The sequence below is a fragment of the Okeania sp. SIO2B9 genome, assembly GCF_010672505.1.
GTDB lineage: Bacteria > Cyanobacteriota > Cyanobacteriia > Cyanobacteriales > Microcoleaceae > Okeania > Okeania hirsuta.
In genome coordinates this window covers 1-4,776 of record NZ_JAAHGK010000548.1, presented here as the reverse complement: position 1 = coordinate 4,776, position 4,776 = coordinate 1, and the positions used below count along the sequence as shown (strand labels likewise).

Below are 4,776 nucleotides of genomic sequence, written 5' to 3'. Positions count from 1 at the left end.
TGTGCAACTGGATTGATTCTAATGGTGAAATTAGTCATCAAAATAGTTACCAAACTAAGCAAATTAATAAAGCAGTTTGGCCGACTTATTGTAAGTATAAATTTCATACTGGTTCACCTGTGGGAAATTGGCAGGTGGAGATGTATTTAGGCGATCGCTTTCTCAGTCAAACTGAGTTTACAGTTAAGTAAAATTTTGTGATTAAGTGCAATATCAATTTATTGGTTATTGGGGATATGGTTTCCCACTAGAATTAAATACTATTCTCACCAAGCTAACTGAGGAAAAAAAGACAAAAGTGTTTAATTTTAATCAGGGAATAACTGTTGGTGGAATTAGTTATATTGGTGGGGAATAAATGAAATTAGCTAGGGGTGAGACTTTGATTGCTTCTCTATCTGCCTCTGGTTTATCTGATAGTATTGATGCTTGGGTAAAACAAGAAAATAATCAATTAATTTTAGGTAGGGAACCTTTTGGAAGAGTGCCTTTATATTGGGTGAAAATTGAAAAAGTTATTTGGTTTGCTTCTCAATTAAAGTTATTATTACCTATTATTTATGAGCCATCTATTAGTATTCCCGGATTTTATGGTTATACTTGTTTTTCTTATGTACCGACACCGCTCACTCCAGTAGAGAATATTGTTGCGGTACCAGCAGGAACAGAACAAATTTTTTTGGAGCCAGAAATACAAATTCAACGTCATTATGACTGGCGAGAAAATCTCGTACAAGTTGAAGATAAAAATCATGCAATTACACAGTTACAAACCCTACTTAAAAATGCGATTAATCGGCAAATTATTGACTTAAATTCTGAACCTGTGGGAGTTTTTCTTTCAGGAGGTTTAGATTCTTCAATAGTTGCAGCTTTATTAGTACAAGAGGGAATAAAAGTGCGTGCATATACTCTAGATTTTGGGAAAAATAGTTTTTCAGAATGGGGATATGCAGAAAAAGTTGCTGAACATTTAGATATACCTTTAATGAAAGTATCTGTAACTCCAAAGCTGATAAAAAATGCTTTATTAGATACAGTTAAAGCTTTAGATTTACCTTTTGGTGATGGGGTGACAGTACCTTTATATTTATTATGTCAAACTGCAGCTCAAGAGGTATCTGTAATTTTCAATGGTGAAGGAGGAGATCAATTATTTGGTGGGTGGACGAATAAACCAATTATTGCTGCTGCTGTTTACAATAAACAAGAAAGTTTCATTCAAAAATATTTGCATACTTTTCATAAATTATGGGGTTATGAACAGAAAGTTTTTCAGCCACAAATTTATGAAAGAGTCAAAAATATTTCAGCAGAAAAGTGGGTAGAATTTGCTTTAGATGATACTTTTTGTATGGGATTAATTCATAAATTACGTCGTGCTAGTTTAATTTTAAAGGGGGCACAAAATATTCATCCTAGAGCAACAAATTTGGCATTTGCTAATGGGTTAGTTGTGCGATCGCCTTTTTGTGATTTAGAGCTAACTGAATGGACTTTTCAAATACCAGGAGAATTTAATTTAAAAGGTTCAAATGAAAAATATATATTGAAAAAAGCGGTAGAGTCTTGGTTACCACCGGAAGTTGTTTGGCGAGAAAAAAGAGGGATGGGAGTACCTTTAAGTTATTGGTGTTTAAATGAATTATGGTCAGAAATTAGGCAATGGTTAAACCCAGAAGTTTTACAAGCAGAAGGTAGATTTATTTCGGATATAGCTATTACGATAATTCAAGGAAAATTAGGGGGGCAAATTAGGAATAGACGCGTGGGTGAAATTCTCTGGTTATTAATGATTTGGGAAATTTGGCGAGTAACAATTTTAGGAGAATCTACTATTAGTAATTATGGGTATAATCCTTTATTATTACCGCCTTGGTGGTGGAGGTGGGTTGAGCAGGTTAAAAGTTAAATTTGATCTGATAAAAACTTTAAGTGCTTAGGGAAAATTAATTACTTAATTTTATTCTCTGTAATTTTTACAACATAAACTTTAGAGCTTGAGAGTATGTGTAATTATAGCAGTCGCCATTACTGTATTTGACATATCAAAAACTTAGATATCAGACAACGAAAATTTTTCTTTCTTCCTTTTTCCTTAAATGAATTATGATTAAAAACGAAATTGATATTATAGAAGAATATTTCTACAACCATGATTTACTTGAGAATGAGTACATGAAACAACAGAAATAAGAATATTTAGACCAAATTCAAAAAAGGCAGTTACATCTTAATTTGTGATTTATTCCTAAAAGAAAAAATTAGAAATTCCATAAATTATAAAATTTCCACTTTTTTTCCTCTTTAATATTTATGTTTTTCTTTCCCTGTTCCCTGTTCCCTGTTCCCTGTTCCCTGTGTCGTCACTGTAGCAATATTTTATGAAATTGGTATTAGACCACAGGAATAATGATTTCCCAATTAACCCATATCGAAACTATTTAAAAATTCTTAAATACTTCAAATAAATTAACCAATATAATCCCAGCTATGCAGCTTATTTTACAAAGAGAATAAAAGCTCAAAAGAAGGAATGGAAAGATTGCGAAGCTGTCAGATCTGAAATGATTGTTTACCACAACTATATTCCACTAATTAGAGAAAGATTGGTCAAATCTTTATCATTGGAAACTGATGAATGTGATGTTATAGTTGAGCGTTGTGACAGCTCTAAATATTACCTCGAAGTTTTTTGTATAATGCCAAATTTTCAAGAAGATGAGGATGGAGTAATAAATATTCAGACTCATACACAAAAAGCATTGTCATCGGTCAGACAAAAACTCTTGAATAAGGCTAATAAACAAGACAATTTTCAACAGAAAGAGAGAATTTTGCAGTTATAGAATTAAACGACAGACGTATAGCTCGTGATTTTACAATTCTGTGTTCTTTACCTGATGGCTACAAAATAAAAATTGATATAGACAAAATGACAAATTTTGATGAAGGTTATGACTGGGAAACTTCAGTCTTTAAATCCCCATAAACTCGTTTTATTAAGGGAGTAATATGGTTTCATTTGGGAAATTACCAGGATAAAAAAATATTGATAAATCCTTTCTATAAATAATCATAAAAAGAGGAGTAATAAATCTCTTTATATAAACTAGACTTGGTATAACGAACTATCACTGCTTGACATACGGATAAATTATAAGCTACTTCTTCAAACCAGATTTAGTATGATTAGTTGATAGTCATATATTAGCCAATGGCATACTCTCTACTGATAACATAGATTATGATCTAGACTGTTACTTGTTCAGTTAACTATGGTAGAAAATATGCCAAATTTTGTGACTCCTTTTTCTCTGAAATTTGCCCACGAATTACTAGAAAATTATGGTTCTCCTCTGTATGTTTATGATGGCGATATTCTGATAAAAACGATAAATCATATTACTGAATCTATTCCCTATCCCCACACAGAATTTCATTTTGCCAGTGTAACTAATGGTAATGTATCTTTATTAAAAATTTTTCAAAGGTATAAATGGGGTCTTCATGCTAATACACCAGGGGATGTTTTTCTGGGATTAAAGGCAGGTTTTTCCCCTGAAAAAATTGTCTATAGTGGCAGTAACTTAAACGCTCAAGAATTTTCACAACTATTAAACTGGAGGGTAACTACTTTTAATTTAGATAGTGTGAGTCAACTACAGTTATTTTGTGACGTATATATAGATAAGTTTGCCAGAGAAATTACGCCAAAATTAGGTTTGAGACTGAATTTACCAGAACTAACGGGAGAAAGTCGAATTGGTGTTCGACCAGAGGAATTTTCCCAGGCAATTCAAATTACAAAGTCAGTGGGTTTAAAGTTGAGTGGTTTACATTTTTATCGAGGTACTGGCACAAATGCTACGAAAGCTTTTACTCAAGTAATTGAACCAATATTAGCAATTGGTAAATTTTTACCAGACTGGGAATATTTAGATTTTGGTGGTGGTTTTGGTTATCCTTATCATCACAATGGGATAGCTTTTAACTGGCAAACTTTTGGTGCGGAGTTAACAGCAGCGATAGAAAAAGTAGGCAGAAAAATTAAATTAATTATTGAACCTGGTCGCGCAGCTATTGCTCGTTCAGGCACAGTATTAACTAAAGTTATTTCTGTCAAATGGCAGGGAGATAAACAAATAGTTGGAGTTGACACAACTGTGGCTAATTTATCTGTGCCATCTGTACATGGAGGTTATCGAGAAATTGTTAGTTTTCGGGAAATAAATAAGTCAGATTTATATTTAACAGATGTTTGTGGCAATACAACCTATTCCCGTGATTATTTGGGTAAAAATTGTCAGTTACCTGCTTTAGAAAAAGGAGATATTTTAGCTATTTTAGATACGGGTGCTTATGGTTATGCAATGTCTTCTCATTTTTTACATAGACCCCGCCCTGCTGAAGTTTTGTTAGAAGAAAGTCAGCATAGATTAATTCGTCAGCGAGAAGATTATAATATTTTATTGAATGGTCAAATTTTTAGTTAAGGAGTAAATAGATGAAATGTGTAAGATGTGGAATGGATAGTAATTTAAAAGAAAGAACAGAAACTGGGGGTAGATGTAAAAATTGTAATCATCCTTTTGTTTTTGACCCACAAGCAGGAAGTAAATTTACAGATATATTTTTCAAGAATTCTATTCAAACTATTTCCTCTGAAAAAACCTTATTTTTTACTACTAAGCAGTTTTGGTATTTCTTAGAGAAACGTTTGACAAAAAAAGGAAATGTTGGTTCAGTTGGATGCTTATTTGTGTTATTTTTTTT

Annotated in this window: 4 protein-coding genes and 2 pseudogenes; all 6 read left to right on the top strand. The window is 32.3% G+C overall.

Annotation, left to right across the window (positions count from 1 at the left end; translation table 11 throughout):
* Positions 1-191: pseudogene (locus F6K13_RS18860) on the top strand (hypothetical protein); the annotation flags it as partial.
* Positions 192-205: 14 nt separating this feature from the next.
* Positions 206-358: a hypothetical protein gene (locus tag F6K13_RS18855; protein WP_205127642.1), complete on the top strand. Its 153-nt coding sequence runs from the start codon at positions 206-208 to the stop codon at positions 356-358.
* Positions 359-1,912, top strand: a complete 1,554-nt coding sequence (locus tag F6K13_RS18850; RefSeq protein WP_205127641.1) for an asparagine synthetase B — start codon at positions 359-361, stop codon at positions 1,910-1,912.
* A gap of 655 nt (positions 1,913-2,567) precedes the next feature.
* Complete coding sequence (locus F6K13_RS18845) at positions 2,568-2,849, top strand: hypothetical protein (RefSeq protein ID WP_287288001.1); 282 nt, start codon at positions 2,568-2,570, stop codon at positions 2,847-2,849.
* Positions 2,850-3,278: 429 nt separating this feature from the next.
* The gene (locus F6K13_RS18840; RefSeq protein WP_124142805.1) at positions 3,279-4,496 is read left to right on the top strand and encodes a decarboxylase; all 1,218 of its coding nucleotides are present in this window, start codon (positions 3,279-3,281) and stop codon (positions 4,494-4,496) included.
* A gap of 32 nt (positions 4,497-4,528) precedes the next feature.
* Positions 4,529-4,776: pseudogene (locus F6K13_RS18835) on the top strand (hypothetical protein); the annotation flags it as partial.